Origin of the sequence: Bacillus sp. FSL M8-0071, assembly GCF_037975455.1 — a bacterium.
GTDB classification, from domain to species: Bacteria; Bacillota; Bacilli; order Bacillales; family Bacillaceae; genus Bacillus; species Bacillus subtilis.
In genome coordinates this window covers 593,919-618,523 of sequence record NZ_CP150256.1, presented here as the reverse complement: position 1 = coordinate 618,523, position 24,605 = coordinate 593,919, and the positions used below count along the sequence as shown (strand labels likewise).

Sequence of the window (24,605 nt, the reverse complement as noted above, 5' to 3'; positions counted from 1 at the left end):
CCCCCATTCATTAAGGATGAGATATCATGAATTCACATGTTCCTTCTATTGAAAACTCGCCAAAATGCGCAGGCAAGACAAAGTGTGAGCCTGCATTGCATTCATACTGAATACCATTATTTATGATTCGTCCTGATCCGCTCAGAACACTCCCCAGCAAATAGGTTTGATGTGAAGGAAAAGCAGCTCGGCCGCTAATCTTCCATTTGTACACCGAGAAATAATCTGATTGCACATAAACAATGATCTCAGCGTTACCAACTTCTTTTACTTCCGGTGTATGCACTTTATCGATATGCGGTATCGTTATGACTTCCATGGCTTTTTCTATATGAAGAGTTCTTTTTTGGCCCTGGTTATTACAGCGGTCATAATCGTATACGCGATACGTTGTATCAGAGTTTTGCTGGATTTCAAGGACAAGGGTTCCCTCACATAATGCATGGAGTGTACCGCTTGGCACATAAAAGAAATCTCCGGGCTTGATTTTGATTCGCCTCAGCAGCCCGTTCCAATCACCGCTTTCTATTCGTTGCTTGAACTCTTCCTTTGTGCTTGCATGATGTCCCAAAATTAGTTCGGCGTTATCTTTGCAATCAATGATATACCAGCACTCCGTTTTACCAAGGTCGCCATTTTCGTGCAGTTTTGCATAATCATCATCAGGATGAACTTGCACGGAGAGATCCATATTGGCGTCCAGCAGCTTTACCAGCAGCGGAAACACCTTACCATCCGGAAATCCGAATATCTCTGGATGATCTTGCCATACTTGATCAAGTGTCTTTCCTGCCAGCGGGCCGCTTTTTACAACCGACGGGCCATGGGCATGTGCAGAAACGGCCCAGCACTCACCTGTTTTTTGTGAGGGTATTGCGTAGCTAAAAGCGTCACGAAGCTTCGTCCCTCCCCATAGTCTTTCTTTAAAGACAGGCTCCAAAAATAAAGGATGCTTCATGATCGTACCTCCCCGGATGCTGCCTCTGCTTGTAAGGCCTGATGCGCCAAAACTAGCGTGCCGATGATTCCGGCGTTACTGCCTAAACGTGGGGGTACAATATAATCACTTATACCATCTGACAATTCAGAAAAATCTAAGTAGCTGTTCATGATTTTCGGTACGTATTGATAGATATAAGGAAACACTTGTTTCTGTTGCATGACGCCGCCGCCAAGAATGATTTTTTTAGGTGCAAGGATCAAAATATACTGAGCCAGCGCTTGGGCAATATAGTACCCTTCCAGTTCCCAGACTTGGGCTATATCTGATAAATCCGCGGCTTTTTTTCCCCAGCGCGCTTCAATGGCGGGACCGGAAGCCAAGCCTTCAAAGCAATCTCCATGATAAGGACACTTCCCTTGGTATACGTCATCCGGGTGCCTCCGGATATAAATATGGCCCATCTCTGGGTGTGACAGCCCCTGAAGGAGCCTCCCCTCTACAATAGCCCCCGCTCCGATGCCAGTGCCAATCGTTATATACAGGCAGTTGTCGAGACCCTTCGCTTCACCGAAAAGGAATTCACCCAGCGCCGCAGCGTTGACATCTGTACTAAATCCGACTGGGATTTTCATTTCGTTCTTAACGGTTTGCAAAAAGGGATAGTGTCTCCAGCCCGCTTTCGGCGTGGCCGTAATGGTACCGTATGTTTGTCTCGTTTTATCGTTATCAACGGGACCAAAGGAGCCGATGCCGATTGCCTGTAATGAAAATTGGCGAAAATATTGAATTACTTTCTCTATCGTTTCATCCGGCATCTTTGTAGGGAATTCTATTCGGTCAATGATTGTTCCATCTTCTTTACCGACAGCACAAACAATCTTTGTGCCGCCTGCTTCAATACCGCCAAGCATGCAGATGGCCTCCTTGTTGTCTCCGCAATCAGCGCCGTATGTTTACAGAAGTCACAACAAACTTGTCATGCCGATGACGTGAAAAGGAATATTCAAATGGAATCCCGGTATCTAAGAAGCCCACATGTTCCACTTCAAGAATTGGATCATCCTGTTTACAGCCCAGATGCTGCTGGTCAATATGATCAGATTTGCAGGCTCTGATTTTCCGATGCGTTCCGGCGATTTTGAGCTGCAGCACATTTGTAATATGATTGTAGATCGAATCATGAAGGACATCGTCATTAATGCCCGGTATTAAATGAGTCGGCATATATGTTTTTTCTAATACATAGGGTTCACCTTCTACAATTCGCAGCCGAACGACATAATAAACCGGTGTTTTCTGATCAATAGACAAATGGGCGGCCACTTCCTCAGTGGGAAATTGCACTTCAAACTGAATGACCTTGCTTTGGATTTTTTTATCTTTCAGCAAGTTGGTCAATCCGAGAATCTCATTGCTGACTACATGTACATGGTCATCCTGTATTGCAGATTGAATAATAAACGTGCCATGGCCTCGTTTTCTGAACAGCAGACCCTCAGCAACTAAATTATCCAAGGCTCTCTTCATCGTCATGCGGCTTGAGTTAAATTCTTTTGCAAGAGATACTTCATCAGGAATGGGCTGATCGATCGGATATACGTTATTTTTAATTCTATTTCTCATTTCATTTGCAATAATTTCGTATTTATTCATTGGCATCCTCCGGCAGCTGTTAGAGTCTGATATCACATAAGCTTTTACGGATATCATAAGTTCTTTTCCCTATTTCATCAATGTTGCGGATTTTCGTCATCTCTATTCGTTATGATGATTGCCGGAAGATCTTGACCTTTAGGAAAATCTAGAAACCGCTATGCTCAGCAACCTTTTTGAACCATTTTCCGCTCTTTTTGACGGTTCTTTCTCCGTCTTTCTCAAGATTGACTGATACAAATCCGTATCGGTTTTTATAGGCATTTGTCCAAGACCAGTTGTCCATGAACGTCCATAAGTGATAGCCTTTTACGTTTGATCCTTCCTGTATGGCGCGGTGAATCCATTTGAGGTGCTCTTTTATAAATTCAATCCGGTAATCATCTTGAATGATGCCTTGTTCATCCCTGAAGCGCTCTTCACCTTCAACCCCCATACCGTTTTCAGAGATAAAACACTCGATGTTGCCGTAGTTTTCTTTTAAATTAATTAAAATATCATAAACGCCTTTTTCATAGATCTCCCAGCCGCGATGCGGATTCATTTTGCGGCCCGGCATGACGTAGGGATCAAAATATCTGTCCGGCAAAAAAGGAGCGTCGGGATTCGGAAGATGTTCTTTCGCTTTCACACGTCTCGGCTGGTAATAATTCACTCCCAACAGGTCAACCGTGTTCTTTTTGATAATGTCAAGATCTTCAGCGTTGTAATCAGGCATAAAGCCTTCATGCTTCAAAATGTCAACCAGCTCTTTGGGAAATTCGCCTTTGACAGATGGGTCTAAAAAAGATCTGTTAAAAAACGCGTCTGCGATTTCCCCGGCTTTCACATCCGCCGGATGGCTGCTTCTCGGGTATGAAGGGGTCAAATTTAAGATGATGCCGATTTTTCCGTCCTGCTTCATCTCCCTGTAAGCCTGAATGGCGCGGGCACTTGATAGCATCGTATGAAATCCAACCTGGACGGCCTCTTTAAAGTCGACCTTGTTTGGATAATGAAAATCATATAGGTATCCGCCTTCTACGGGAACGATTGGTTCATTATGCGTAAACCATTTTTTCACCCGGCCGCCAAACAAACGGAAGCAAGTTCTTGCATAGTTTTCATACGCGTCAACCGTCTCTCTGTTGACCCAGCCACCGATTTTTTGAAGCGCCATCGGCATATCGAAATGAAACAAATTGACAAAAGGTTCAATTCCGTTAGCGATCAACTCATCAATGACATTGTTATAGAAATTTGCGGCTTTATCGTTGATCTCGCCCGTTCCGTTTGGTATTAAACGTGACCAGGAAAGCGACATCCGGAACGAGTTGTGGCCAAGCTCCTTCATCAGCCTGATATCTTCTTTATAGTTGTCGTAAAATTGGGATGTGTCTGCGGGGCCGACATGATCAAAAAAACGATGCGGTTCTTTTTCAAACCAATAATCCCATATATTCTGGCCTTTTCCGTCTCTGTCGGCGGCACCCTCCGTTTGTGTTGCTGAAGCCGATGATCCCCACCAAAAATCCTTTGGAAAACGATATTGTTCTGTTTGTGCCAAGTCTCTCTCCCCTTATGTCACATTTTTATGCTGTTATCATTTTGCTGAGCAGCTGAATTCTGCACAGCCTGTTCTTTTTCTTTTGCCAGATTTAATTTATCCATTGCTTTTAGGAATGGAAACCAGATCACGAAGACAATCAGCAGATTGATAAGCTGCATCACGCCCCCCATGATTGAGTTCGTCGCCATGATGCCATTAATGAATAATGGAACCGTCCACGGCACTGTCACACCAGTCGGAGGCGGAACGAGCCCGGCTGACATAGCCAGATAGGTGACGAGCGTAACAACCATCGGTGCCAGCACCCAAGGCACAATAATGATCGGATTCATGACAATCGGAAGCCCGAAGATAATCGGTTCGTTGACGTTAAAAATACCGGGAGCAAGGCCAAGTTTTGATACTTGCTTCATCTGCCTGCTTTTCATGAATATGAGAATGGTAAACACAATCGCAAGCGTCATCCCTGTTCCGCCCATCCCTACTGTATAAATCTCCATAAACGGTTTTGAAATAATATGAGGGATTTCTTTTCCCGCCGTGTAAGCAGAAAGGTTTTCTACCTGCAGTGTATTCCAAATCGGGTCCATCACGGAGTTGATAATGATCTGTCCATGCAGTCCGAAAAACCAAAGAATTTGAATGAAAAACACGGCAATCAGCGTTGGGATGATACCGCTTCCAAGTCCGACAAGCGGAGCCTGAATCGCGTGATAAATGACGTCGTGCATATTTGTTTTAAAAAATAGAGTCACCATTACGTTAATCAGCAAAAATACGGTCAATGTGATAAAAGCCGGAATAAGTGCGGCAAATGATTTTGCTACAGCAGGCGGAACGCCGGCTGGCATTTTGATTGTCAGGTTTTTTTGAACGATTCTTCTGTAAATTTCGCCAGAAAGAAATGCCGTAATCATCCCAAGAAACATCCCTTTTGCACCGAGACGGTCGACCGGAATAACCCCTGTAACGGCATCTCCTGTTTCTGGCTGAACGATAAATGGCGTTAAGAGCAAAAAGGAGACCAAAGCGATCGCTCCGCCAAATACAGCTTCGACCTGATAGCTTTTTGACAGGTAATAGCCTATCCCGAACACAACAAAGACAGACATAATGCCCATAGTCGCCGTGGAGGCAATGCCGAAATGAGACTGAAACGATGTAAGCATTGAGGCGTTCATGATTTTGTTTAGAAACGGCAAATTCGTTAACACGACAAAAATGGACCCGAATATCGTAAGCGGGAAAGCCAGCATAAACGCATCACGCAGCACTTGCAAATAACGGTTATTGTTTAACCTCCCTGCAATTGGAACAAGGAATTGGCTGATTTTCTCGAACACCCTATCCACCCCGATTATTTATAGATTCTTGGTTTTAAAAATATCAAGCATCTCTTTCACTAATTCTTTCATGGATAATGTTGACATCAGGTGATCCTCCGCATGCATAAGCAACAATGAGAAAGCTTGTGCTTCTCCACCGGATTCCTTTTGTATCATTTGAAAGTGAATGTCATGGGCCGCGGATAAATCCTGCTCAGCCTTGGCAATGAGGGCATCCGCCTCATCCTTGTTCCCTTCTTTGTAGGCGCGCAGTGATTGTATGATGCAGCTGCGGGCATTGCCGCTGTGCAGGATAAGCTGAAAACTGATTTGTTCGTCTGTTAAGTTCGTGATTTTCACCTGTTCCATTATTGATTCTCCATTAAGGACAATGCCTGCTCATACGCTTTTTTCCCATCTGCCATTCCGTAGGCCATCATGTCAATGACTTCAACCCGAATGTTGTATTGATCCGCTTCTTTTTGGAGTTCGCTTTTCAGAAAGCTCATTTGCGGACCAATCAAAACGGCATCCGCTTTTCTCATGTCTTCTTTTGCTTTATCCTGGCCAACAGCCCAAATCTCTGCTTCCTCACCGATAGACTGTGCGTATTCCTTCATTTTTGTCACCAATAAACTGGTAGACATTCCTGAGCTGCACGCGAGTAATATTTTTTTCAACTGCTATCCCCCCTTGTGATTAAAACGCTTACATTGATTATTATAGTCATTTATTTTTAAATGTCTATACTTTTATAAAATAAATATAATCATACACTTGTCCGGTTCATCACTTTGTAAATTTTTCTATGGAAGATTCATTCATAATGTGGTACACTCATCAACGGAAACGAATCAATTAAATAGCTATTATCACTTGTATAACCTCAATAATATGGTTTGAGGGTGTCTACCAGGAACCGTAAAATCCTGATTACAAAATTTGTTTATGACATTTTTTGTAATCAGGATTTTTTTTATTTATCAAAACATTTAAGTAAAGGAGTTTGTTATGAATTTCAAAGTTTTCCTGCTTGCAGCTTCTACGATTGCAGTCGGATTGGTTGAGTTAATTGTGGGGGGGATTCTTCCTCAGATCGCAAATGATTTAGACATTTCCATTGTTTCAGCCGGACAGCTGATCAGTGTGTTTGCGCTGGGATATGCAGTATCTGGGCCGCTGCTTTTGGCATTGACTGCAAGGATTGAGCGGAAGCGCTTATATCTAATTGCTTTATTTGTTTTCTTCCTTAGCAATCTTGTCGCCTATTTCAGCCCTAATTTCGCCACATTGATGGTATCTAGGGTATTGGCAGCAATGAGTACAGGGCTGATTGTTGTGCTTTCTTTAACAATTGCCCCGAAAATTGTAGCGCCTGAATACAGAGCCCGCGCAATCGGAATTATTTTTATGGGTTTCAGCTCTGCTATCGCATTAGGCGTGCCGCTCGGAATCTTAATCAGCGATTCCTTCGGGTGGCGGATTTTGTTCCTTGGCATCGGCCTGTTGGCGCTGATCTCCATGCTGATTATTTCAATTTTCTTTGAAAGAATACCGGCGGAGAAAATGATTCCTTTCCGGGAACAGCTCAAGACGATCGGTAATCTGAAAATCGCGAGTTCACACCTCGTCACGATGTTTACATTAGCTGGCCACTACACGCTTTACGCTTACTTTGCACCGTTTTTAGAAGAGACTCTTCACCTGAGCTCTTTCTGGGTCAGCATTTGTTATTTCCTTTTCGGGATATCTGCTGTATGCGGAGGCCCTTTCGGAGGAGCGCTATCTGACCGGCTTGGTTCCTTTAAGAGCATTTTGCTGGTGACGGGTTCCTTTGCCATCATTATGTTCTTACTGCCGCTGTCTACATCGTCTATGATTTTCTTTTTGCCTGTCATGGTGATTTGGGGTCTTCTGAGCTGGAGCCTCGCCCCGGCTCAGCAAAGCTATTTAATTGAAATTGCACCTGATTCGTCTGACATTCAGCAAAGCTTTAACACGTCGGCCCTCCAAGTCGGAATTGCCCTTGGCTCAGCCATTGGCGGTGTTGTTTTGGATCAGACGGGTACTGTAGTGTCAACAGCATGGTGCGGCGGGTCAATTGTGATCATCGCTGTCCTGTTTGCTTTCATTTCTTTAACAAGACCTGTTCAAACAGCAAAAAAATCCTCCTTGTAAAAGGAGGATTTTTTATTATTTAGCTGAAAGCTCATCTTCGGTGACCCATTTGTGGTTTTTCACTTTTTCGCCGCTTGTTGTCGATGTATAGTCAACCATGTATACAGTTGTTTTTTCCGCGGAATCGATCTCGGCTGTTGCTCCTTTCATGCCTTTCATATGAGAAGCCTCTAAAATCACCTGATCTCCGGGTTGTAACGTTTTATCTCCGGCATCTTTGATTTCTTCTTGGATCACCCATTTGTGATGATCCACACGCTGTCCCCCATTAGTCGGAGTATAAGAAACAACATACGCAGTTGTATCATAGGCGCCTGTTACCGTAGCTTCAGCACCTTTCATGCCTTTCATATGGGAAGTATTGATGATTACCTGGCTGCCTACTTTGTATTTCGGATTTTTAGATTCCTGTAATCCCTCTGGAACGTCAGCTGATCCGGAATGGTCCATCTCTTCATGTGTTGAGGAGTCTGAATGATTGTCATGTGTGCTTTCTTTCGTACTGTTGTTATTGCCGCATGCTGATAAAACAAAAACTAGAGATAACATCAGAATTCCCAGTGCATTTTTAGAGATTTTCATGTTCATTCTCCTTTGCTTCATTTTTTTCCTGTAACTTTTGCCCGCAGACAATGAAAACATGCCCTCTCGATAATACTATACCCCCGAATGGTATGTAAATACGCTGATATTCTCATAATGCGTTCCCGCAGTTTGTCCTATTCCCCTTTGTTTGCAAAGCCAAACATAAAAAAAGCCGCTGTCAGGCGGCAATTACTGATTTAAGATTTTTATATACACACCTTTTTTTGCTTTTTGATAAGCGGCCTCACCCATTTTTCTCACCTTTTCAGAAACATCTGAGGATTTGATCCATTTGTCATCAAGAAAAATGGATGGATCGATTAGGCGCATTTTCTTCTTTTGATGGAAATCGTACTGGATGTCATCTTCTATTACTTGTATGCCGGGATGAATAGATGTAAGCAAGCTCAGGACTTCTTCATTTTTTGAGGCACGCAGGATGTTCAGTACCTCTTGGTCCGTTTTCAGCAGATCCTCTGCGGATATGACATCATGCCGCAGCGCTGCCTTCAATGCTCGCGCTAAATATTCATATCCATATACATTCACAGGATTCAAAAAGAAATCAATTACTTCCTTGTAGTACACACTGACAAACCATTCGGCGGCTTCAATACTATCAGGAAACATCCTTCCGTTTCTCACAATAAGATGATCCAAAAAGGTTTGCGCTTCGTGCAGGTTAATGTGTCCATATCGGTACATATCACGCAGCGTATAGTCTGTCCGATCAGCACACAGCTCCGGTGCGGGCTGTTCGAGCAATGTCCACCTTGAATCGTCAGATAAAAGTTCTTCAGTATGATAGCCGTGTTTTTGTAAAATGTCCGGGATTTCAGAGTGAACAATGACTTGTTGAAAGATGTTTTCATGATAGTCTTCTGCTTGATTTTCAAAGACAACGTCGACCACATGAGAAAAAGCTGTGTGTGATACGTCGTGGAGCAGACCCGCAATCTGTTCTTCTATCGTTCCTCCGAGCTTTTTGATGAGGAGCATTACGCCGATGGAGTGCTCATACCTGGTCACATTCCACCTTCGATTGACTAAAAAGCTTGCTCCGCCTTGATAGATCCCTTTTAATCTTTGCACAGGAGCGCTTTTGATAAGCTCTTCCAGTACTCCATCTATATGGTGGTGCCCGTAAATAACATCGCTGATTTCCATGCCGTCACCTCAACATCTATTTTTTTTGTTATATATTGTTTATATTGATAGTACATATGCAATCTTTCAATAGAGGAGTGTTATGATGATCATCATCCCAAACAATGAGATAGCGAAACATATGTTGACCGATTTTTTTGCCAAGCATTGGGGTACACCCGAGATGGCGATTTCCAGCGGCATTTTTCGGTGTGATGAATTAGATGGATTTGCCGCAGTAAATGAAAGCGGCGAAATCATTGGCTGTATTACATACACAATAGATGGGAAAGATTGTGAAATTATTTCATTAGATAGTATGATTGAAAATAAAGGAATCGGCACAGCTTTACTTCAGCAGGTTGAAGAGAAGGCTAAACATGCACATTGTCAACGAATAAAGCTTATCACAACGAATGATAATGTACATGCGATAGCGTTTTATCAAAAGAGAGGCTATCAATTCGCCGCAGTGTTTCCGAACGCAGTTGAAAAAGCGCGCCGACTCAAGCCGGAGATTCCCGAGGTGGCTGAAAACGGCATTTTGATTCGGGATGAAATTCTATTTTCGAAGGTAATTGATTAAACGAATAGGAGTCTTTTATGTCCAGTCATTATAAATACCCTCTCATTTTCACGGCATTCCTATTAATCGCTTTCTGCTTGATCTTTTTTTCCTATCACCTGATTCATCATGTTCGTTTGGAGTATCCGAATTGGCAGGGAGAAAGCAAAGATCAGAATTGGGAAGCTGTTTTTACAAAAAATGAAGATGCACCGAATGAATACAGCGGCAAACTTTATTGGATCGGTGATACAATTGAAATAGACAACACTTATTTGGAATCACTGATTGTAAAAAAAGATGATGAAGTTCTGCTGAGTTCTAACACAGAAATTCCAATGCGTGACTATTCCGGAGGCACTTTTTCTGATGGAAGCGCAAAAGAAAAGTCTGTTTCTTTTTTAGAGCGGTTAGATGAACATGAGCTTGAAGGCCATGATATAACCATTGAAGTGAAATGGAAACAAGGTAATCATTATTCTGCGAGTCAGCTTACGCTCAATGAAAAGACCTTGTTTGATGAAAAGCAGCAATAGATGATCAAAACGAAAAATAGACAAATGAAAAGGAATAGCATATTTTATACAGCTCATATGTTATGCCTTTTCTACTTTTTTCATTTCCGCCAAAAAGTGGAGCATTCCGCCTTGTCCAGAATATTAAACGCAATCATTTTCTCAAGTAGCGTGTAATCAACTGGACCGTTCCAAGGGATACGTATCAGCTGCTCGGTGTAATCATATCCGGCCTTCACAATATCATCCTCTACGTGCGCTATCGTTACTTTTTCAGGAGCGACAGCTAAATGCTTTTTAGAAACACTAAAGCCAATAATAAATGTACCGTGATCCGTAAACATCGGTTGGTTCCATTTTATTTCTGTATGTAAATTTGGATATTTATTTTTTATCCAAGTTAACACCTCTTCCGTTCTTTCTCGGTGGAACGGGTCATCAATCCCCGCTAAATACTCAGAAAAAACGTCCATGTTGTTCCCTCCTAAAATAAAATGATGCCACTCCATATGAACTGCTCAGACATGTGCTTACACAATACCTCTTTCCAACATAATACTTAAAATTGTTCAAGATGTAAGCGGGTTGCTTCTATGCGACTATAGCAGATTTCAGTCCGCCTATCCACGGCCAGTATCTATTCCTCCAATTTATTTCTTTAGTACTATCACTCTTTCCTTCTTTTGATAGCAGTTCATTATTCTTGTAAATCCAATCTTTAAAATCGATTAATACTAGCTTAACAGTTTAAAAATATAATTGGGTTGTCATTGAGATTCATCTATATTTAGGAGGTTATCCAGTTGAAAAAATTCCCGAAGAAATTACTGCCTATCGCGGTTTTATCATCAATTGCGTTCAGCAGCTTAGCCAGCGGCAGTGTGCCTGAAGCCAGCGCCCAGGAAAAGAAAAAGGGGAACCAAGACGAAATTAAAAATGTTATTGTTCTGATTGGTGATGGTATGGGTGTGTCTTATACGTCTGCTTATCGATACTTAAAGGATAATAAAAAGACAAAAGTTGTGGAGCCTACGGCTTTTGATCAGTACCTTGTCGGCCAGCAAACAACTTACCCCGATGATCCTGAACAAAATGTAACGGATTCTGCAGCGGCGGCAACAGCTATGTCTGCGGGAATTAAAACATACAATAATGCCATAGCCGTTGATAACGACGGATCAGAAGCCAAAACGGTGCTTGAAGCTGCGAAAGAAAAAGGAAAAGCAACAGGACTTGTGGCCACTTCAGAAATTACACACGCCACTCCGGCCTCTTTCGGTTCACACGACCATAGCCGAAAAAATATGAACTCAATTGCGGATGATTATTTTGATGAGATGGTCAACGGCAAGCACAAAATTGATGTCCTTTTAGGCGGAGGAAAGAGCAATTTTGACCGTAAGGACCGTAATTTGATTAAAGAATTCAAAAAGGCGGGGTACAGCTATGTGGATAATCGCAAGGACATGCTGAAAAATAAAGACAGCCAAGTTCTCGGCCTATTCGCTGACGGCGGCCTGCCTAAAAAGATTGACCGGACGAAGGATATTCCATCACTTAAAGATATGACAAACACAGCCATAAAAAAATTAAACAAGGATAAAGACGGCTTCTTCCTCATGGTGGAAGGCAGCCAGATTGACTGGGCGGGCCATGACAATGATATCGTCGGCGCCATGAGCGAGATGGAAGACTTCGAACAAGCTTATAAGGCGGCTATTGATTTCGCTAAAAAAGACAAGCACACATTGGTTGTCGCAACGGCTGACCACTCAACCGGCGGATATTCCATCGGTGCGGACGGCATCTACAATTGGTTCAGTGAACCCATTAAAGCCGCAAAGCGCACACCTGACTTTATGGCAGAAAAGATCTCTGACGGCGCGGATGTTGAAAAAACTTTGAAAACATATATCGATCAAAAGAAATTGGCTTTAACAAAAGCCGAAATTCAATCTGTTGAAGAAGCGGCAAAATCGAAGGAAGTACTGGATATCGATAACGCAATCGAGAACATCTTTAATAAACGCTCTCACACTGGATGGACAACAGGCGGACATACCGGTGAAGATGTTCCCGTCTATGCATACGGTCCGTCTAGTGAGACATTTGCCGGCCAAATCGACAATACAGAAATCGCCAAAAATGTCTTCAAGGCTTTACAATACAACATTAAGATTAACGATAAGTAAAAGATTACAAGGTGTCCCGTTGCTTGTATGAAGTAACGGGATCTCTTTTTAATGGAGGAATCATCATGAGAAGAATTCTTTCAATTTTCGTTTTTACTATCATGCTTGCGGGCTGCTCATCAAACGCCAGTACTGAAAAACAGCATGCAGGCGGGGAGAAAACAGTAAAAGCTGAGCCGCAAAGCACTTCATCCCAGAAGGACAGCACAGATAATTATCAGCCTAATTCCCAGGTAACTGATGACAGGTCATTGCTTAAGGTCGGCCAAACGTTTTCAGATGATAAAGGAAAAGCTGTCTTAAAAGATATCAAACAAGTGAACAAAACCTATAAAATTGGCGACGTGGAGTTAACAGTAAAAGAAATGAAGCTGATCCACTTGCGCCCGGACTACAGCATGATTGATTACTTTCATGAGTTAACACATGATGAAGAGTTTGATTTCGTTAAGGTTTTCGTTGATATCAAGAACACCTCTACAAAAAAAGTAAATGTTGCGCCGATTGCATTGATGAAAACAAATACGGGTGAAACCTTTGATTGGAACAAAGATATTTATCTTGAAGAGTTAAACGGCGAATTGGAAGGCGGCGCCGAAAAGTCCGGAAATCTCGGCTTTATTGTGAACGCATCAAGCGGCCATGCTCATGATAAGGCCGCGGATGCTGAGAAGAAAACAAAAGAGATCAAGTGGATCGAAATCACGACAAGTGACGTCTTTGACCATAACCATAAGAAAATCAGTGATGCTCAAAAAATCAAAATCAAGTTTTAAATCAAGAACTCCCGTACAAGGTACGGGAGTTCTTTTTCTTATTTGTTTTTTTGGCGAATCAACTCATCAATCCGCTCCATCACTTCTTCCATGTCCATACATTCCTTGAAGCTTTGATTGATTTTTTTAATGCCTGCCGTATACTGATGGTTGCGCAAAACCTCATCTACGGCCTGTTTTAATATTTGGGCATTGACTTCATCTTTAGAGATGACATAGCCTGCATGGAGTTCAGAGAGACGCTGCGCCACCATCGGCTGATCCTTGTCATGAGGCATGACGACCAGTGGCACGCTGAAATGAATGCCTTCGTTTACGCTGTTCATTCCGCCGTGTGTAATGAAAACATCCGATTGCTCCAGCACTTCCAGCTGAGGGACATACGGAGCAATGATAAAGTTTTCCGGCGCCTGCTTTAATTTGGTCAGGTCCGCTTTTTCTCCGGCAGCGATGACGACTTTTCCGTTAAAGCCTGAAAATGCATCAATACAAAGGTTGAAGAAATCCTCTGTATGATCCAGTACAGTCCCCATTGAAATATAAATGACACTCTCATCTTTTAGCTGTTCAATCGGGAAATCTGTTTTTTCCGCTCTCTTTGGAAAGCTTGGCCCGATAAACAGACATTCATCCCCGAAACGATCACTTTCTGGCTGAAAATAACGGCTTGTATACACTACGTTCAATTCCCCTTTATTGTTCATGAATTGAACCAGGTTTTTCGGGGCAACACCGTACGTTTCTTTCATTTTTGCCAAAAGATCTTCACACTCTTGATCCAATTCAAGCGGCGCTCCAGACTCCGGATGCAGCGGCAGGATTTTCAGGTGCTCCTCGCCAAACAAGAAAGACGCCGATGAAGAGACTCCTGGAATATCTAAGTAATCCCTTACCAATTCCCCCGCGCCGAATTTATCATAATAAACAAAATCAAATTGAATGCTCTTAGATAAGTCTTTGACAATCTGTAAAATGTCCAATGACGTTTTGATATGGATTTTCACGAAATCAAGAATGCCATTGGGCGAACCGACATGAATAGGTGTTGTTCGCAGCAGATCCCGGTGAAGATGGACCGTTGCTCCCGCTGCTTCTAATCGTTTTTTATATTTTTCAGTGGATATATAATGGACATCATATCCCTTATCGGAAAACGCTTTTGTAATGCCTAAGGTAGGATTCACATGGCCTTCCGCAGGAAAATTCAAAATCAATACTGTCTTCATGTAGACAACTCCCTCTCAAATCGTATTCTGACTCTTTGTTTGATCAGACTACTACTAATCGTAAAATGGGAACACAACCTATGCAAGGTACAAATGAATGAACTATTCTGCTGCTCTGGACTTAATCAAAAAAAAGACACCCCAGTTGTGGTGTCTTTTTTTACACTTTTCTGATCGTAAAAAATTTCCGCAGAAGCCATGGGCCCGGTGTAAAGCCCAGCGTTAACTGCCAAGCGCCAATAGCCTGCAATCTGTATTCGCGGACGATCTGCATCTTCCGGCTCATGCTTCTGACATCCTCAAACCATACCTCATGCGTCCGCCCCTGCTGATCACTGTACCGGAAAAACGGTGATTGATATTCGGCTGAATATTGTATCGGAGCTTGGTACCTCATCGCTCTTTCGATTGCGTTTTGATTTGAAATCGCTGAAGCAACTGTGCCCGGCTGGTACGGGATGATCCAGTCGTACCCGTAGAGCGGGACTCCGATAATGATTTTTCTGCTCGGCACCTGCGCAATCGTAAACTCAATGGTTCTCCTTATTTCAGTAATCGGCGCTACTGGACCCGGCTCACTTCCGGCATGATGCCAATCATAAGCCATGATAAACATATAATTGACAACCGCTCCTATCCCCCCGTAATCGTAGCCTCTCAGCCAGGGAATATTATCGCTTGTTTTTGCCGGAACAGCTATCGTCAGCACATACCCTCCCGCCTGAAGGCGATCTCTCAGCTGGCGTAAAAACCCAGTGAAAAGATCGCGATCCGCGGCGCTCACCTGCTCAAAATCGATTGTGACACCGCCATATCCCCTTGTGGAAACTAAGTCATAAATGTTGTTGACCAGATTGGTTCTCGCTGTCGGATTGTTTAGCACTTGGTGAACAATCTCCGTACTGAAGCCTCCTGATGTAAGGTTCGTTATTGTTGCCAGCGGCGTGACCCGTCTTTGCCAAGTTGTCTCAATAGCAGCCGCATCATTCAATTGGTTTGCAATGTCGCCGTTCGGTGCAATATGGTATTCGAAAATCGAAATCGAAGACGAGTATGGCGCATAATCATTGATCAGCTCCCGATCGAGGTCTGGGTTACGGAGCACATAAAAACTCAATGTTCCCGCAATGTAATTTGAGATCGAAGGAATCGTTATTTTTGCTCCCGCTTGTAAAGCATTTGGGCTGATGCCCGGATTGGCCGCTCGCAGTCGCTCTAATGGCACAAACGCTTTAGCTGCAATGGCGGTAAGCGTATCTCCCGGCTGGACTGTATATACATAAAGAGGGATAAGCAGAGCCTGCCCCGGCACGATATTCGTTTCATCTAAACCATTCACACCCCGTATTTGATCAACAGAAGCACCGTATCTTCTGCCTATCGAAAACAAAGAATCACCAGGCCCGACGATATGGATAAACATGTTTAACCCCCATTATTCGTTAGTCAAACCATCATAAAATCTTATTAACGGGGCCTCTTAGATATGTGGTGAATACATAAAAAAACCAAGGGTTCTGCTCCCCCTTGGTACCGGATCATAGAAATCAATTCTCTTTACCTTCTTCAAGCAAATGCTTCAAATGCTCACAGTCATGATTGAAATGAGCCAGCACATGTTGTTTGGCTGCTTCTTTGTTTTTCTTTTTCACTTCTTCAAATATCCTGCGGTGCTCACGCAGTATCGTTTCTGCGCGGTGGTCGCCGGTATAATTAAGGATTCTGCAAAAATGAATCAGGTCATTTACATGCTCAAGCAAATTTTTCAAATGTCTGTTATGGCTGAAATCAACCAGCAGCTCATGAAATTTTTGGTTTAAACGAATGATTTCTGTATCTTCCGTGCCGTTGTGAATCGCTTTCTCTGTTTCTTCAAGCTGTTTTTCGAGTATGGTCAGCTCTTCTTCGTCCGCTTCGTCTATGACTAATTCGACTGCCAGCTGCTCCAGCGGAATTCTGATTTTATAAATCTCATCTACATCTTTTGCCGTTAACGACGTGATCGAAAATCCATTTCGGTCATCCGCTTTTAACAAACCATCTTTCTCAAGCAATCGCATGGCTTCCCTTATCGGAGAGCGGCTGACGCCAAAGCTTTTCGCCAGCTGTGTTTCGTTTATCCGTTCCCCAGGCTTAAAAGTCCCGTTGAAGATCATTTTTTTTAGCTGGTTATAAAATTGCAGGTAGTAGGGAGTCGGCTTATCTAATTTAAAATCGTCCATATATAATACCTCTTTTGAATATATTCAAGGGCTTTTCTTCATCAAAATCATATAACAGATGGTAATGGGAAGCAACAAACTGCCTTGTCAGATCCCTGAATTTGAGGTACGATATGTTTGCTGAACGACGGTCGACGGACTACTGACAACTGAAAAAACGGCGTGTTTTTCTTCGTCAATAGGACACCATACCTCCGCCAGAATAGCGCACGATTACATTTTTACATCTTTTCAATGGAGGAAAAAATATGCTCATTATTCTTGTTATGTTTCTTCTAGGAATTATTTTAGGCTTTATTGGCGCCGGTGGAGCCGGCTTTGTCATTGCCCTTTTAACGCTTCTTTTCCATATCCCGATTCATACGGCTTTAGGCACTTCGCTTGCCGGCATGGCTTTTACAAGCTTATCAGGGGCATACAGCCACTATCGCGAGGGTAACATTCAAATGAAAATCGGCTTAATAGTCGGAGGCTTTGCTGCGGTTGGCTCATTTTTCGGCGCCAAGCTGACTTCTTTTATTCCGGCTGATTTGCTTCATTATTTGACGGCTGGAATGTTATTTTTATCAGCAATTCTCATTTTAATCAGATTATTTATTTTAAAAGAGAAGGCTCAAGTGAATCAAAGCACTCTTTCAACGTATACGAGAGCGGTCATCTTAGGAATTGCAGCCGGCGTTCTTTCCGGCACATTCGGCATCGGGTCGGCACCTTTTATTCAAATCGGTTTAATGATTATGCTGAATCTGTCCATTCGCCATTCTGTCGGAACGACGATGCTTGTGATCATCCCTCTGGCTGTAGGTGGAGGCATCGGATATATTACAGAAGGTTTTGTTGATTACGTTTTACTTGTCAAAGTTCTGGTCGGGACAATGTGCGGGGCCTATGTAGGCGCGAAATTCACCAACCTCATGCCAAAGGTGGTTTTGAAATCAGCCATCTTTTTGACTCCGGCGATTGCAGGCCTGCTGTTGTTATTCTAAATAAAACAAAAAACCTGACGTCATGTCAGGTTTTTTTATGAATTCTGCCCTACTCGTTCTTTCGTTAATCCAAAAAACGCCAGTGAGCCGATGACAGCTGTCACAAACATGATGGCTCCCATCGGAACGGCTGTTGTCTCATTAATGCCTACAAGCGGTGACACGATTGAACCGAGGAGCAGCGGAAGCATTCCAAGCAGCGCACTTGCACTTCCGGCGCGGTGCCCCTGCTTTTCCATGGCTAGGGTAAACGTGCTGGTCAGAACCATGCCGATCGTAATCATGTAAATGAAAATGGATATGACTAATGTAGCAAGAGGACCGTGAATCATGGTCATGGTTAATAGCACAGCCGTCGCAATCATAGCCGTAATAACCGCTATACGAAGCAGGCTTTTTTCATGAATGATTCCGCCAAAGCGTCCGATGATAAAGCTGCCCGATATAATCGCCAGCCCGTTAATGCCAAAAAGAATACTAAATACCTGCGGAGACACCCCGTAGATATCCTGGTATACAAAAGGCGTACCAGACACATATGCAAAGCTTCCCCCGTGAATAAATCCGACAGTTAACGCGTACCCCATAAAGGATCGATCCTTCAGCAGGCTGCCCATCGTTTTGACGGATGTTCCGATTGAGCTTGGAATCCGTTTTTCCGGCGGAAGCGTTTCTTTTAACCTCAATGCAATCAGAAGAACTAGTAAAAATCCGATGATCATTAAGACGTGAAAAATTGTATGCCACGTTGCGAACGGCAAAAGCAAAATGGCACCGCCTGTCATAGGCGCAACCATTGGCGCCACCGCGGTAATGACCATTAACAGCGAGAAAAATTTAGAAAGCTCTCTTCCGGTAAACACATCGCGGACGATTGCGCGAGACAGCACAAGCCCTGCAGAAGCAGTGAAGCCTTGTAAAAAACGCGCAGCCACTAAAGTTGTTATATTGGGCGACAGTGCACAAAACAGAGAAGATAACGCAAATAAAAAAATACAGATTAATAGCGGTTTTCGTCTTCCCTGCGCATCGCTGACCGGCCCGACAATCAGCTGGCCGATCGTAAGCCCGACCAGACAGGCTGTTAAACTTAACTGAACAAGTGAAGCACTTGCTGATAAATCTTTCGCGATTTCAGGAAAACTTGGCAAATACATATCTATATTAAGCGGGCCCAATATAGCAAGCATGCCGAGCAGAAACGCTAGTGCCAAGCGTTCTTTTCCAGTTGGATTGTGCAGCATGTTATCAAACCTTCCCTTCAACCTAGTCCCTTATATAATGGATGTCAGCTCCAACTATGGATTGAAGCTGTGAAACATTTGTATATTGTATCATAACTTTCAGCCTGTGAAAGCCGCTTGAGCACGGGCTCGGCAAAGTGATATTCCGAACACCTATAAATGGGAATGATGCAGGGAATCATCGTGACCAGCATCATCTGAAGAAGCGGCCAGCTTTTTTTGCTAAGTTCTAGCCTAGCGAATTTTATGCGCTGGGAGGTTGTTCAAAAGTGCAAATGGCTTGCAAGATGAAATCAATCGTTGTATATTAATTGACGTGTCAATCATTGATATATCAATTAATAGTTTTGACAGGAAAGAAGGGATGGGTTTTGGCGTCATTTTGTTCAGAGGAAGCCGAGATTTTATATCAGCTGCAAGGCGTGAACAAGGTGATTGGCGTGAAGTTCGAGGCATGCACGGGCATCAGCCAATCTCGTTTGGAATTGCTGACATTGCTTTATCATGCAGATGAGATCAGTCAAAGCGACCTTCAAAAGAAAGTAAATATCGATAGCGCAGCCGTTACCAGACACCTGAAACAGCTGGAAGCTAAAGGCATGGTATCAAGGCGGCGCAAGCCTGAGGACAACCGCATCACCCTTGTTCGGTTAACAGACCAAGGAAGAGAGCGAATTGAGTCTTCTAAGAAGGAAAAGGAGCGTTTCATGAAGGAAATGCTCGCAAATGTAAGCGCAGAAGAACGCCGCCTGCTCATTGATGTGCTGGCGCGCATGCGAAACAATATAGATAATATCGAAGCTTAAGAGGAGTGTATCAACATGATCAAAACAAACGATTTTATGGAAATTATGAAAGGCCGCCGTTCTATTCGCAACTATGATCCGGCAGTAAAAATCAGCAAAGAAGAAATGACAGAGATCTTAGAGGAAGCAACAACTGCGCCATCTTCTGTTAACGCGCAGCCATGGCGTTTTCTTGTCATTGACAGCCCGGAAGGAAAAGAAAAGCTCGCACCGCTTGCAAGCTTTAACCAAACACAGGTCACAACATCATCTGCTGTCATCGCTGTATTTGCAGACATGAACAATGCAGACTACTTAGAAGAAATCTATTCAAAAGCTGTGGAACTTGGTTACATGCCGCAGGAGGTCAAAGACAGACAAATCACCGCGCTGACCGCACATTTTGAAAAGCTTCCGGCACAGGTCAACCGTGAAACGATCCTGATTGACGGAGGTCTCGTTTCCATGCAGCTGATGCTGACTGCACGCGCGCATGGCTACGATACAAACCCGATCGGCGGATACGATAAAGAAAACATCGCGGAAACCTTCGGATTAGATAAAGAACGTTATGTACCGGTTATGCTACTTTCTATCGGAAAAGCAGCAGACAAAGGCTATGCTTCCTACCGTCTGCCGATTGATACAATTGCAGAATGGAAATAAAACAAAGAGCCCGGGAATGTTTTCCGGGCTCTTTGTTTTTAAGTACAGCCGCCGTTTGATCGTCTGATCTTTTTGGGTAACACGTCTGAAGTTAGTCGTTTAGTCATGAAAAAAGAGTGATGACCATTCATCACTCTTCTCTCGATTACTCTTTTCCTTTCTTCCTGCCGAACGGCCACCAGTTTCCTTCTCCAAAGGTCGCAATGATTGCCGGGATGAAGAGCGGAAGTATGACAAGGCCGTAAAGCAAGAGCCCGATGATGATAACACTTGCCACCTGCATCAGTGTATTAACACCTGAAGGCATCATCGCCGCGAACGTACCGGCCAATATAATGGCAGCTGTAATAATGACAGATCCCATTTTGCTCATTGACCTGACGACACCTTGCTCAATGCCAAGGTGCACCTCTTCCTTAAATCGATCCAGCAAGAAGATCGAATAATCTACCCCTAACGCGATCAAGATGACAAAGCTGAAGAATGGCACTGCCCAGCTGACACCCGCGTTTCCTAAGCCGTTTACAAAAATTAATTCTGTTATGGATATCGACGTATAGTACGTCAGCAGCAATGACGCGATCATATAAATCGGCATGATCATTGAGCGGAACAAAATGGTTAACACGATAAACAGGCCTATAATCATAATCACCATTGTTCTGGAGAAGTCCGTTGTGGACAGCTCTTTTAAGTCCGCATTCATACTCGTGACCCCGCCGTATACGATCTGTGCATCCTCCAAAGGAGTGCCGTCAACTTCGTTTGCGACAGCTTTTTTGATTTGGTTTATTGTCGCAATAGCTTGTTCTGAGTACGGATTTGAATCCAGAACGACACTTAATTGAACACCTTTGCCGTCTGCAAAGGAATACTGGTCAATTGACTTCTTAAAGTCTTTGTCCTTCATTACTTGATCAGGAATGAATATGCCTGTATCTCTTACAGTTGGACTTTTGCTCATGTCTTCTAACATATCACTGGAAGCTGTAATACCGTCAGAGACTTTCGTCAGGCCCTCATTTGCGCTTTTTACGCCTTCGGACAGCTTCTTCAGGCTTTCTGTCAGGGTTCCAGCTTGTGCCTGCTGGCCTGAGAGCTGTTGGTTCGCTTGTTCAAGGCCCGTTTGAATCTGGCCAAGCTGTCCGCTTATTGCCGTAAGCTGCTGCACGGTCTGTGCGGTATTGCCGGTTTGGGAAATCTGTTTGCTCACAAGCTGCAGCTGCTGATTGATTTTGCCCAAGCCATCTGCCGCATCGCCCAGTGAACCGCCAGACCCTCCATTTGAGGCCGAGCCGGTTTGCCCTGCCATTTGATTCAATCCGTTTTCTATATCCGTTAATCCGCTTTGGACATCGGCAATCCCTTTTACCGTCTTATCCAGCCCGTCTGATACCGATCCTAGCTGGTTATCAATATATAAATCTTTGATTTTTTCACCAGTCGGCTGCGTAATGGTCATAACAGAGTCAACATGATCAACTTTCTCGATCGCTTTGCTGATATTTCCTAGATAGGGGATTGTATCAGCTGTTGTAAGATCTTTGTCTCCTTTTACGACAACATTGATCGGGAACGCTTTTCCTTCCCCGAATCCATCCTTAATGGCCTCGAGAGCTTTTATAGATTTATAATCGCTGCTGATTTCCGCAGTTGAGTCGAATGAAATCTGGTCATCATAGGTCAAGATGAACGGAAGCGTAATCACCACCGTGATGACAATGAACAGAAACGGACGCGCAACGGAGTGTCTGCCGAGAAACGCCCATAGTTTGTTATCACTGTGCGACAGCACTTTCTTAGAAGGCCAGAATAATTTTTCACCCAGTGTCACCATAAATAATGGCAGCAGTGTGTAGAGGATGATCATTAAAATTCCCACACCGACTGCTACCCCTACTGCGGATTGGAAAATCGCAAACTTCGCAAATCCTAAGGCGGAAAATCCGATCAATACCGCAAATCCGCTGATAAATAAGGTTTTTCCCCCTGTGCGGTAAGCGGTAAGCGCCGCTTCTTTTTTATCATGCCCGTTTGCCAATTCTTCACGGAATCGTGTAAGAAGCAGTATGCAGTAATCTGTTCCAATGCCGAACAAGATCGCGACTAAGAAGGTTTGCGTAAACGTCGAGATAGGAAAATCAACATTGTATACAAGGATGCCCAGTATGGATTGACTGATCAGATAAGAAAAACCGACAACCACAATCGGGATAAAAGGCGTCACAACAGATCGGAACACGATCAACAGTAAACCGATGATCAGGCAGACTGTTATCACTTCCGTTTTCTTAAGCCCTTCCTCTGAGCTGTGAGCGAAATCCTGGTTGATAAGGGAAGCTCCCGTAATATATGCCGTCAAATCATCAGGAACGATTTGATAAATCTCGTCCGCAATTTTTTCCGCCTTTTTATCAGAACCTGTAATCGTGACAGGCATGAGAACGGTTTTCTTGTCTTTCGACATCAACTGGTCTTTGACTTCTTTTTCCGCTGACAGAGGAGATGTTACCTCTTCTACACCGTCGATCTTTTTGATTTTATCGATCATTATCCGAAGCTGATTCTCTGTTTCTTTCTTTAGAGCATGGTCTAATGTAAAGACGACACTGATCGAATTATTGTCTTCTCCCGCTTGTTTTAAAATGGCGTTTGCCCTTTCTGAAACAGCATCAGCGGGAAGCTGGGCCTGCCCCTTTTGATTGGCCAGCTCCGTTAAGTTCGGAGAAAACAAACTCAAAACGACGGTAAGTGCTAATACTATGGCTACAATTGCCCACTTGAATTTGATGATTGCTCTCATTCGGCAGAATCTCCTCCTTTAAATTTGCTTTTTAAAATGGTGAATATCTCGATGATGGAATGTAAGTGTTCCTCATCTATATCATCGATCAGCGGTTTGAGCGCGTTAAAGATGGCAGAATCTAATTCTTCTAGTATGTGTTCACCACTGGGTGTAATGTTAATAAGCTTAGAGCGCCTATCACTTTTTTCCGGACAGTCGCCCCATTGAACCAATCCCTTTTCGAGCAGCTTTTTCAGTCTGTTAGAGATCGCGCTCTTATGTACATTTTGGTACATGGCCAGGCTGCCGGGAGATGTTGGGCCCTTGACTTTTAAAATTTTCAACAGGTCTGCCTGTTCCCTTGAGATATGCTTGAAGACATCCTGATTGATTTCACGATGCACAAATTCTGTCCCTTCAAGCAGGACTTCCACAAACAGGTTTATCGCCTGACATAGCTTTTGTTCATTCAATATCTTCCCCTCCTCATTATAGTTTACCCCGCTAAACTTTATGTTCAATGTCAATTAGTTTAATCCCCTAAACTATATATGTCAACAAATTTTATTCACGAGCACTCTACACGAGAACGCACGTTCGTGTATAATAGAAGCTATATACATGAAAGGGGGAATTTTAACATGTCAGATTTGGCGTTCAAATTGTATGAATATAACGTCTGGGCCAATCAACAAATATTCAACCGGTTAAAAGAGCTTCCAAAAGAGGTATACCATCAAGAAATTCAAAGCGTGTTTCCGTCAATATCCCATGTATTGTCTCATGTTTATCTTTCTGATCTCGGCTGGATTGAAGTGTTTTCCGGCAAAACCTTGAGCGATGCGTTGGCTTTAGCTGAACAGCTTAAAGAACAGACAGAGGCTAAAGAAATAGAGGAAATGGAAGACCTTTTTCTGAGGTTATCCGAGCGCTATATACTATTTTTACAGCAAAAAGAACAGCTCAATAAGCCACTCCAGATTCAAAATCCCTCAAGCGGAATCATGAAAACAACTGTTTCCGAACTGCTTCCCCACGTTGTCAATCACGGGACATACCACCGCGGCAATATCACAGCAATGCTGCGGCAGGCAGGCTACGCATCCGCATCGACAGATTACGGGCTCTACCTGTTTATGACAAAAACTGAAAAAGCATAAAAAAGCGGCTCCCTAAATGGAGCCGCTTTTTTCGGGAAATAGTCCAAATCACATTAAAATTCTTTTCATCAATCCTTTTTTAGTAAAAAAGATAGAAATTTTAG

General features: G+C 43.3%; 25 protein-coding genes and 1 riboswitch. Of the genes, 9 read left to right on the top strand and 16 right to left on the bottom strand.

Annotation, left to right across the window (positions count from 1 at the left end):
* Positions 1-10: 10 nt before the first annotated feature.
* The 7 genes from manA to MKX71_RS03200 form a co-directional block, all read right to left on the bottom strand.
* Positions 11-958: a mannose-6-phosphate isomerase, class I gene (gene manA, locus MKX71_RS03230; RefSeq protein ID WP_339231729.1), complete on the bottom strand. Its 948-nt coding sequence runs from the start codon at positions 956-958 to the stop codon at positions 11-13.
* Positions 955-1,854, bottom strand: coding sequence for a fructokinase GmuE (gene gmuE, locus MKX71_RS03225; RefSeq protein ID WP_339231728.1), 900 nt, complete (start codon positions 1,852-1,854; stop codon positions 955-957). The genes manA and gmuE overlap by 4 nt, the downstream gene beginning before the upstream one ends.
* 28 nt (positions 1,855-1,882) lie before the next feature.
* Positions 1,883-2,596, bottom strand: coding sequence for a transcriptional regulator GmuR (gene gmuR, locus MKX71_RS03220; protein WP_015715336.1), 714 nt, complete (start codon positions 2,594-2,596; stop codon positions 1,883-1,885).
* Positions 2,597-2,744: 148 nt separating this feature from the next.
* Complete coding sequence (gmuD, locus tag MKX71_RS03215) at positions 2,745-4,142, bottom strand: 6-phospho-beta-glucosidase GmuD (RefSeq protein ID WP_339231727.1); 1,398 nt, start codon at positions 4,140-4,142, stop codon at positions 2,745-2,747.
* Positions 4,143-4,159: 17 nt separating this feature from the next.
* Entirely contained in the window at positions 4,160-5,488 is a 1,329-nt protein-coding gene (celB, locus tag MKX71_RS03210; RefSeq protein ID WP_339231726.1) for a PTS cellobiose transporter subunit IIC, read from the bottom strand.
* A gap of 18 nt (positions 5,489-5,506) precedes the next feature.
* Positions 5,507-5,839: a PTS lactose/cellobiose transporter subunit IIA gene (locus MKX71_RS03205; RefSeq protein ID WP_024571325.1), complete on the bottom strand. Its 333-nt coding sequence runs from the start codon at positions 5,837-5,839 to the stop codon at positions 5,507-5,509.
* Positions 5,839-6,150, bottom strand: coding sequence for a PTS sugar transporter subunit IIB (locus MKX71_RS03200; protein ID WP_014112863.1), 312 nt, complete (start codon positions 6,148-6,150; stop codon positions 5,839-5,841). Before MKX71_RS03200 ends, MKX71_RS03205 begins: the two co-directional genes overlap by 1 nt.
* A gap of 176 nt (positions 6,151-6,326) precedes the next feature.
* Positions 6,327-6,426, top strand: a riboswitch (purine riboswitch).
* Between the two features lie 55 nt (positions 6,427-6,481).
* Here MKX71_RS03200 and pbuE point away from each other — a divergent pair.
* Positions 6,482-7,648: a purine transporter PbuE gene (gene pbuE, locus MKX71_RS03195; RefSeq protein WP_038428434.1), complete on the top strand. Its 1,167-nt coding sequence runs from the start codon at positions 6,482-6,484 to the stop codon at positions 7,646-7,648.
* A 15-nt stretch (positions 7,649-7,663) separates the two neighbouring features.
* Here pbuE and MKX71_RS03190 read toward each other — a convergent pair whose 3' ends face one another.
* Together MKX71_RS03190 and MKX71_RS03185 are read right to left on the bottom strand one after the other, a co-directional pair.
* A complete protein-coding gene (locus tag MKX71_RS03190) occupies positions 7,664-8,281 on the bottom strand; it encodes a YdhK family protein (RefSeq protein ID WP_082200996.1) in 618 nt (205 codons plus the stop codon).
* Positions 8,282-8,422: 141 nt separating this feature from the next.
* Positions 8,423-9,400, bottom strand: coding sequence for an HD domain-containing protein (locus MKX71_RS03185; RefSeq protein ID WP_134155599.1), 978 nt, complete (start codon positions 9,398-9,400; stop codon positions 8,423-8,425).
* 82 nt (positions 9,401-9,482) lie between these two features.
* On the opposite strand from MKX71_RS03185, the gene MKX71_RS03180 reads away from it, so the two are divergent.
* The gene (locus MKX71_RS03180; protein WP_080121114.1) at positions 9,483-9,965 is read left to right on the top strand and encodes a GNAT family N-acetyltransferase; all 483 of its coding nucleotides are present in this window, start codon (positions 9,483-9,485) and stop codon (positions 9,963-9,965) included.
* Between the two features lie 17 nt (positions 9,966-9,982).
* Positions 9,983-10,480 carry a YdhH/YoaO family protein gene (locus tag MKX71_RS03175; protein WP_038427460.1) on the top strand — a complete coding sequence of 166 codons (498 nt, stop codon included), beginning with the start codon at positions 9,983-9,985 and terminating at the stop codon, positions 10,478-10,480.
* A gap of 80 nt (positions 10,481-10,560) precedes the next feature.
* Here the strand turns inward: MKX71_RS03175 and fra are convergent, their stop codons facing one another.
* Complete coding sequence (gene fra / locus MKX71_RS03170) at positions 10,561-10,932, bottom strand: iron chaperone frataxin (RefSeq protein ID WP_015252695.1); 372 nt, start codon at positions 10,930-10,932, stop codon at positions 10,561-10,563.
* Between the two features lie 330 nt (positions 10,933-11,262).
* On the opposite strand from fra, the gene phoB reads away from it, so the two are divergent.
* On the top strand, positions 11,263-12,651 hold the full coding sequence (phoB, locus tag MKX71_RS03165; RefSeq protein ID WP_076458498.1) for an alkaline phosphatase PhoB: 1,389 nt from the start codon (positions 11,263-11,265) through the stop codon (positions 12,649-12,651).
* A 65-nt stretch (positions 12,652-12,716) separates the two neighbouring features.
* On the top strand, positions 12,717-13,427 hold the full coding sequence (locus MKX71_RS03160; RefSeq protein ID WP_339231725.1) for a membrane lipoprotein lipid attachment site-containing protein: 711 nt from the start codon (positions 12,717-12,719) through the stop codon (positions 13,425-13,427).
* A gap of 38 nt (positions 13,428-13,465) precedes the next feature.
* Here the strand turns inward: MKX71_RS03160 and MKX71_RS03155 are convergent, their stop codons facing one another.
* The 3 genes from MKX71_RS03155 to MKX71_RS03145 all read right to left on the bottom strand — a co-directional run bounded on the left by MKX71_RS03155 (position 13,466) and on the right by MKX71_RS03145 (position 16,875).
* Entirely contained in the window at positions 13,466-14,653 is a 1,188-nt protein-coding gene (locus MKX71_RS03155) for a glycosyltransferase (RefSeq protein ID WP_046160109.1), read from the bottom strand.
* 160 nt (positions 14,654-14,813) lie between these two features.
* Positions 14,814-16,076: a glycoside hydrolase family 18 protein gene (locus MKX71_RS03150; RefSeq protein WP_015715325.1), complete on the bottom strand. Its 1,263-nt coding sequence runs from the start codon at positions 16,074-16,076 to the stop codon at positions 14,814-14,816.
* A gap of 124 nt (positions 16,077-16,200) precedes the next feature.
* The gene (locus MKX71_RS03145) at positions 16,201-16,875 is read right to left on the bottom strand and encodes a GntR family transcriptional regulator (protein ID WP_327847353.1); all 675 of its coding nucleotides are present in this window, start codon (positions 16,873-16,875) and stop codon (positions 16,201-16,203) included.
* Between the two features lie 248 nt (positions 16,876-17,123).
* Here MKX71_RS03145 and MKX71_RS03140 point away from each other — a divergent pair, with 248 nt between their 5' ends.
* Positions 17,124-17,861: a sulfite exporter TauE/SafE family protein gene (locus tag MKX71_RS03140; RefSeq protein ID WP_003234130.1), complete on the top strand. Its 738-nt coding sequence runs from the start codon at positions 17,124-17,126 to the stop codon at positions 17,859-17,861.
* Between the two features lie 35 nt (positions 17,862-17,896).
* Here the strand turns inward: MKX71_RS03140 and MKX71_RS03135 are convergent, their stop codons facing one another.
* On the bottom strand, positions 17,897-19,105 hold the full coding sequence (locus MKX71_RS03135) for an MFS transporter (RefSeq protein ID WP_015715324.1): 1,209 nt from the start codon (positions 19,103-19,105) through the stop codon (positions 17,897-17,899).
* Positions 19,106-19,416: 311 nt separating this feature from the next.
* On the opposite strand from MKX71_RS03135, the gene MKX71_RS03130 reads away from it, so the two are divergent.
* Both MKX71_RS03130 and MKX71_RS03125 read left to right on the top strand, forming a co-directional pair.
* Positions 19,417-19,911 carry a MarR family transcriptional regulator gene (locus MKX71_RS03130; RefSeq protein WP_072557150.1) on the top strand — a complete coding sequence of 165 codons (495 nt, stop codon included), beginning with the start codon at positions 19,417-19,419 and terminating at the stop codon, positions 19,909-19,911.
* Between the two features lie 15 nt (positions 19,912-19,926).
* On the top strand, positions 19,927-20,556 hold the full coding sequence (locus MKX71_RS03125) for a nitroreductase family protein (RefSeq protein WP_046380805.1): 630 nt from the start codon (positions 19,927-19,929) through the stop codon (positions 20,554-20,556).
* A 145-nt stretch (positions 20,557-20,701) separates the two neighbouring features.
* Here MKX71_RS03125 and MKX71_RS03120 read toward each other — a convergent pair whose 3' ends face one another.
* A complete protein-coding gene (locus tag MKX71_RS03120; protein ID WP_327847352.1) occupies positions 20,702-23,359 on the bottom strand; it encodes an MMPL family transporter in 2,658 nt (885 codons plus the stop codon).
* A complete protein-coding gene (locus MKX71_RS03115; protein ID WP_021481637.1) occupies positions 23,356-23,814 on the bottom strand; it encodes a MarR family transcriptional regulator in 459 nt (152 codons plus the stop codon). The genes MKX71_RS03120 and MKX71_RS03115 overlap by 4 nt, the downstream gene beginning before the upstream one ends.
* Positions 23,815-23,982: 168 nt before the next feature.
* Between MKX71_RS03115 and dinB the strand changes: the two genes are divergently transcribed.
* Complete coding sequence (gene dinB / locus MKX71_RS03110; RefSeq protein ID WP_327847351.1) at positions 23,983-24,501, top strand: damage-inducible protein DinB; 519 nt, start codon at positions 23,983-23,985, stop codon at positions 24,499-24,501.
* Positions 24,502-24,605: the final 104 nt, after the last annotated feature.